Origin of the sequence: Paenibacillus alginolyticus DSM 5050 = NBRC 15375 (assembly GCF_000422905.1) — a bacterium.
In the GTDB taxonomy this organism is placed as follows: domain Bacteria; phylum Bacillota; class Bacilli; order Paenibacillales; family NBRC-103111; genus Paenibacillus_E; species Paenibacillus_E alginolyticus.
On record NZ_AUGY01000017.1, the window covers coordinates 106,244 to 112,317 of the forward strand.

At 47.4% G+C, this 6,074-nt stretch carries 5 protein-coding genes; all 5 read right to left on the minus strand.

Annotated elements, in window-relative coordinates; genetic code table 11:
* Positions 1 to 6 precede the first annotated feature (6 nt).
* Complete coding sequence (locus G519_RS0109815) at positions 7 to 1,185, minus strand: ABC transporter permease (RefSeq protein ID WP_029194530.1); 1,179 nt, start codon at positions 1,183 to 1,185, stop codon at positions 7 to 9.
* Positions 1,182 to 1,907 (minus strand): ABC transporter ATP-binding protein, encoded by a 726-nt coding sequence (locus tag G519_RS0109820; protein WP_029194531.1) that lies wholly within the window; start codon positions 1,905 to 1,907, stop codon positions 1,182 to 1,184. Before G519_RS0109820 ends, G519_RS0109815 begins: the two co-directional genes overlap by 4 nt.
* A gap of 33 nt (positions 1,908 to 1,940) precedes the next feature.
* A complete protein-coding gene (locus G519_RS0109825) occupies positions 1,941 to 3,620 on the minus strand; it encodes an HlyD family efflux transporter periplasmic adaptor subunit (RefSeq protein WP_029194532.1) in 1,680 nt (559 codons plus the stop codon).
* An 804-nt stretch (positions 3,621 to 4,424) separates the two neighbouring features.
* The gene (locus tag G519_RS42460) at positions 4,425 to 5,519 is read right to left on the minus strand and encodes a hypothetical protein (protein ID WP_036632523.1); all 1,095 of its coding nucleotides are present in this window, start codon (positions 5,517 to 5,519) and stop codon (positions 4,425 to 4,427) included.
* 296 nt (positions 5,520 to 5,815) lie between these two features.
* Positions 5,816 to 6,074: transposase (locus G519_RS0109835; protein ID WP_029194533.1), on the minus strand; the 259-nt coding region annotated here is incomplete at its 5' end.

Here is a 6,074-nt window from a genome sequence, read left to right on the forward strand (position 1 = left end):
GTGGACCTAATCAAAACGCAGTGCGTCGATAGGTTTTAATTTCGATGCTTTATTAGCTGGATATAATCCGAAAACAACACCAACCAAGGCCGAGAATAAAAATGCGTAAAGCCCAATATTTATGGACAAACTCGTTTGTTGACTAGGGTTGATATAAGGCCACGCTAAAGATAAGCCGATCCCCAAAATCAGTCCAATCAACCCACCCATGCCGCTGATCAGCGTAGCTTCAACTAGGAACTGCAGCAAAATGTTTCTCCGTTTGGCGCCAATCGATTTACGAATCCCAATTTCCCGAGTTCGCTCACTGACGGTTACGAGCATGATGTTCATGATGCCGATCCCGCCTACCAGGAGGGATATCGCCGCTACCGCAACTAGCTGGTTGGTCAGTGTGCTGGAAGCCGTCTGTCTGGCGCTAATTAATTCGGATGAATTCAAAATGTTATAGCCCGTTGTACTTTTAAATTTATTAAATAAATACAACTCTAACGTTCTTTGTGCACGGGTCACATCATTGCCAGAAGCTGCTTCGACGTAAGCCGTCCGAATGTTGCCCAGTTTAAAATCCCTGCTCATGGTAGGGAGAGGTACATAAACCGAGCTATCGAGCGACGTCCCGCTTGTATTGGAGCCTTTCGCTTTGAGCACACCGATAATCGTGTACATATATCCATTCACATTAATTTCTTCGTCTATCGGGTCATCCGTACCGAAAAACTGCTTGGCCACATCACTGCCTATGACCGCAACGTGATTACGGAAGTCCAGATCGGCTTGTGCCAGGAAGCGGCCGTTGGCGACCGTCCCCTTTTGCAAACTGAGATATCGATCATTAGTTCCAATGACATTATAGGTCTCTGTTGTCCGGTCGTATTTGATACTGGTACTATTTCTAGTCATCGTTGGCGCAATTGCACTGATTCCCGATGTATTTTCAAGCTGCATAATCTCATCATAATTCAGTTGAGTAGCGCGTCCGTTGCCCATCAGATTTACCGTCAGCAGGTTCGTTCCCAGACCTTCGTACTGCTTTTCAATCGCTTTGGACGTGCCTTGACCTATCGAAACAAGCGTAATAACTGAGCTAACGCCAATGATAACGCCAAGCATGGTCAGTACTGTACGAAGCGGATTCGAACGCACCGTGGCCAGCGCCATTTGGAAAAGCTCCCAAATTCTCATGAAACCGCCCCCTCTAACTTACGTGCAGGTGTTGGCAGCATTTCGTTTCTTTGATCGCTTATGATTTCTCCGTCACGCAGTGTCACGACGCGTTTGGCGTTGTCTGCAATGTGATGATCGTGGGTGATCAAAACAATCGTGTTGCCTTGCTGATTCAGCTCCTTAATTAATTCCAGCACCTCAATGCCGGTCTTCGAATCCAGTGCGCCAGTCGGCTCATCGGCTAGAATTAAGGACGGGGATATGGCCAAAGCTCTGGCAATGGCTACCCGCTGCTGCTGCCCGCCAGACAGTTCACTGGGCTTGTGATGTCCTCGCTCCCCCATCCCCAGCTTCTCCAGCATTCGCTGCGCCTGTTCTCTCCGCTGTTTGGCTGGAATGCCTGCATAAATCATCGGCAGCTCTACGTTCTCCGTCGCAGTAAGTCTGGGCAGCAGATTGAACTGTTGAAAAATAAAGCCGATTTTTCGGTTGCGCAGCTCAGCAAGCCCGTTGTCCGACATCTTCTCCGTCGCTACGCCGTCTAACGTATAGGAGCCAGAAGTCGGACTATCCAGAAGCCCAATTGTATTCATTAACGTTGACTTTCCCGATCCACTGGGACCAATAATGGCAACAAAATCTCCTACCGCAATATGCAGGGTAATGCCGCGCAAAATTTGCAATTCCTCTGCACCCCGAGCATAGCTCTTCGTTACCTCGTTTAGTTCAATGATATTCATCGAATCGCTCCTCTCCGTAGGGCTGGCTCACGGTTAGCGGCCCGCGCCTCCACCGTTTTGCGTACCGCCACCACCTTGGCCACCAGCTCCACCAAAGTTGCCTCCGCCGCCGCCTGGAAAACCACCCGCACCCCCAGGGAAACCTTGCTGCTGTTGATTCGTCGTTGTCGCTCTGCGCACCGGCATCACGACCTCATCGCCTGCGTTCAAACCGCTTACCACCTCAACCTGCGTCTTGCTGCGAATTCCCACTTTGATTTCGTGCTGCTCTTCGACGGTGCCATCCGCTTTCTTCAGCGAAACGGTAGACTTGCCTCTGGTTGTTGTAACCACTTGGATCGGAAGCACGAGAATATCTTTCTTATCTTGTATAGAAATTTCAGCCGTCGCCGTCATCGCATATTTCAAATCATTCTGATCGGTATTCGGAATCGCGACCACAGCATCATACGTTGTGACCCCATTCGTCGTTATTCCTACATTGGATACGGAAGTCACTTCACCTTGGAACGTCTTGCCGGAGATAGCATCAACCTTCACATTCACCTTCTGCCCCACTTTAACGCTTGTTAAATCCAGCTCATCTACGGCAATAGCCAGCTGCATCGTGCTTAGGCTCGCTACGGCTCCTAGTGTTGTATTGGCATTAATTTGCGCGCCTACTGGATAATTACGAAGCACATTGTTTTTACTATTGGCAAAATCAGCCGAGAACACGCCATCGAACGGCGCCTTAATCGTCAATTGATTTACTTTCTGCTCCGCATCGTTTACACGGATTTTCTGGCTTTCGATAGCTGATTGCTTGCTTATGATACTATTCTGAAGGTCGTCATTGAACAGAGTGGCGATCAGATCGCCCTGTTTCACCGTTTCGCCATCTTTAAATTTCATGCTTTTTATCGTTCCGCTTGCCTCTGCGAAAATAGGAGAGGTGCGCACATACTCTAGCGCCACTTGCTCGGAGGAGTCGATTTTACCATCACCGCTGCCTATGCTGCCTTTTACCTTAAGGCCCGCCGAAAGCGTCCCGTCATTGCTAACCAGAACCTCCACTGTAACCACTTTGTTCCCGTTAGCATCCGCTTTAATTTCACGATCTATCGTATCCACGGCTCCGACTTTGGATAGTAAATAGCCATCAACGCTAAGCTCTACAGGGTCACCTTTTTTCAGCTGCACAGCTTCTTGCAAGGAGAATGGCAGTTTCACTTTAAACTGTGTTGTATCTGAAATCGTGCCGATCTTCGTTGTCTTGTTGACTTGACTGCCTACATCTAGATTGGCTGGTAAAGTAATTTTGCCAGACATACTGGCTGCAACACTCATATGATTTTGTTGGTCCTGTAGATCTGCAAGCTCTTTCTCAAGCTGCTGCAAGCTGACCTGAGCTTCCTTGAGAGTCGTTTCCGTTGAAGGTACCGACAACTCGACGAGCACATCGCCTTTCTTGACCGCCTGATTTTGCGTCAAATTCATCGTTTTGATGATACCATCTATGGGGATCACAATATTTTGCTTGTCCTTGGCATCCAGCTGAGAAGTTCCCGATACCGCCATGGATATCGCCCCTTTGGTCACTTTCATCGTTGTTTGCTGTGTTGCTGCAGACGCTGGCTGCGCCTTGTTATGTACGTAATAGTATGTTCCCGCTCCACATAGAATGGCAGCTAGGGCCACAATGACCCATCTCTTCTTCCAACCTAATTTCATCCGTTATGCCCCTCTCCCAGTTACCCAGACTTTCCACCGCCCAGGCCATCACAATTCCTACTAGCCATAGTGTAAATGGGATCGCTGAAACCAGTCTGAGCGTAGGCTGAATATAAGTTGAACACAGGCTGAGTGTTTGCTGAAAAAGATTAGGTTACGCGAGTGTCGGTTGGTGACGCGGGACGCGGGACGAAGGAGCTCAGCAAGGGTGCGCTTTGGAAGTTGGTGCTCGATGACTCGTCCACTGACGGCTGGGCCGTGTGAGCTCAAATCGTTTCTAGCGGCTAGAGACATTCTGTCGCTACAGCAACGAACTCCCGGCCACCGCACACTTTAGCGATGAAATCATCACTTCGGAGTAGAAAATGGACTACTCGGCCTATTTCCTCGTCGTTTGAACATGTTTTACATCGCTAACGAGTTAATCTCCCGCCACTCTCACACTTTAACGATGAAAATCATCACTACAGCACGGAAATCGGACTACACGGCCAATTTCCTGGTCATCTAAGCATGTTTTACATCGTTAACGAGACAATCTCCCCGCCACTCGCTCACTTTAACGATGAAAATCATCACTACAGCACGGAAATCGGTCTATACGGCCAGTTTCCTGGTCATCTAAGCATGTTTTACATCGTTAACGAGTCAATCTCCTCGCCACTCGCTCACTTTAGCGATGAAAATCATCGCTACAGAGCGGAATTTCTAACTCATTGGCTATCTCACTGGGAGAGAAATCACATGCGTACTCACACGACAAAAAAGCCGCCCGCATAGCGAGCAGCTTCATCCAAATCAATTTTAGTTCGTTGCAGCAGGAGTTGTAGTTGGTGCTGTTGTATTAGCAGACGGTGCGCTTTCTGGGCGCTTACGATCAGTGCCTTTTTGCTCAACATGCTTCTTAATGGAATCCGTCATTCCGTCTTTGATTTTGCTAATGAGATCATCTTCACTGATGCCTTTAGCTGTAGCAATATCCACGATCGATTTGCCCGCTTTCAGTTCTGTTTTTAGCTCATCTTGTGTGATGCCCAGAATTTGTGTCAACACTTCAGGGTTCCCGAATTGTCCACCGCCAGGGCCGCCATGACGGCCGCCTTTACCTTCCCGATCACCTTCAGGACGCGTGCTTTGCACTTGTTTCGTCAAACGGTCGGATAGGCCGGACAACATTTTGTCTGCTTGGACTTGCGTTAGTTTACCAGCTGTAACTTCAGCGTTGATGGCAGTGGTTTCTGCTGCAACTAGCTTAGCTACATAGTCTGCTTCCGTTAAACCTTTTTCCACTGCAAAAGCTGATAATGTTTTGCCTGCCTTCAAAGCATCCTTTACGACACTTTGATCCACGCTAAGAATTGTTGCTGTTTGCTCTACAAGATTGCTTTCATGACCTCTGCCCATGCCATCTCGATCGCCACCTGGGAAGCCGCCTTTGAACCCTTTGCTGTCAATACGCTTCGATAATTGATCAGATAGACCATTGAGAATCTTATCTGCTTGCGCTTGTGTCAATTTGCCCGCTGTTACATCAGCTGTTATGGAAGCCGTCTCTGCATCGACTAGCTTTTGCAAAAAGTCTGCTTTCGCAAGTCCTTTTTCCTCTGCAAATGCAGCCAATGTTTTGTCCGCTTTCAATGCGTCCTGTACGACGCTTTCGTCAACGCCCAGGATTGTCGCAGTTTCTTTTACCACGTTCGCACCCTTGAAGCCACCGCGGTCTCCGAAATCTCCATGACCTTTGAAACCCGCTCCTGCTTTTTGAGTCGATGTGCTCGTTGACGTGCCTGTTACCGTATCTGCAAATGCTTGATTATGTAAAGCTCCAACAAAACCAACTCCGAGTACAAAAGAAGCTACCAATGAACCTGTAAGAATTTTTCTTCCGATGTTTTTCATAATTTGTTTCCACCTTTTTCTTTATTTTTTTGTTTCTTCCTTACAAAACCAAGTATAGACGCCTAACCTGAATCTCAACTTAATTTAAACTGAATGTTAGTTGAGAGGTTTCTGAGAGTTTGCTGAAGGTAGTAGACGCCTAAAAGGAGGCTCGCAGATGTAGTTTGACTTGTTATCATCGACCGACTAACCCTCGCTTGCCCCGAAAACAAATAAGAGTCTCTGGGAGTAAGTTTCACAATGTAATTTATTTGAGAATCTGCTTCTCCAATTTGAATCGGTACTTTTCAAAAAAATTAAGCAGAAAGCTGAGGGGTATTCATTGCTTGGTTAATTCGATCAACTGAAAGTTTACAGGATGTATAAAGTAAGCAGGCTAACTCCATATGCATTTTGGCTTTTTTACCTCCACGATGACGAACATTATCAAGTTGGAACTGTCCTTTGAGATAGGCAAATACACGTTCAACAGCTGTTCGTTGATCATACAGTTTCTCATGGGCTTCACTACCCCGTGCTGGAAACGTGTACTTGCGGCGATTATCGGATACTTTA

Excerpts from the sequence above, each read along its gene's own strand:
- G519_RS0109815 (WP_029194530.1), bottom strand. The coding sequence starts at position 1,185 with ATGAGAATTTGGGAGCTTTTCCAAATGGCGCTGGCCACGGTGCGTTCG.
- G519_RS0109820 (WP_029194531.1), bottom strand. The coding sequence starts at position 1,907 with ATGAATATCATTGAACTAAACGAGGTAACGAAGAGCTATGCTCGGGGT.
- G519_RS0109825 (WP_029194532.1), bottom strand. The coding sequence starts at position 3,620 with ATGAAATTAGGTTGGAAGAAGAGATGGGTCATTGTGGCCCTAGCTGCC.
- G519_RS42460 (WP_036632523.1), bottom strand. The coding sequence starts at position 5,519 with ATGAAAAACATCGGAAGAAAAATTCTTACAGGTTCATTGGTAGCTTCT.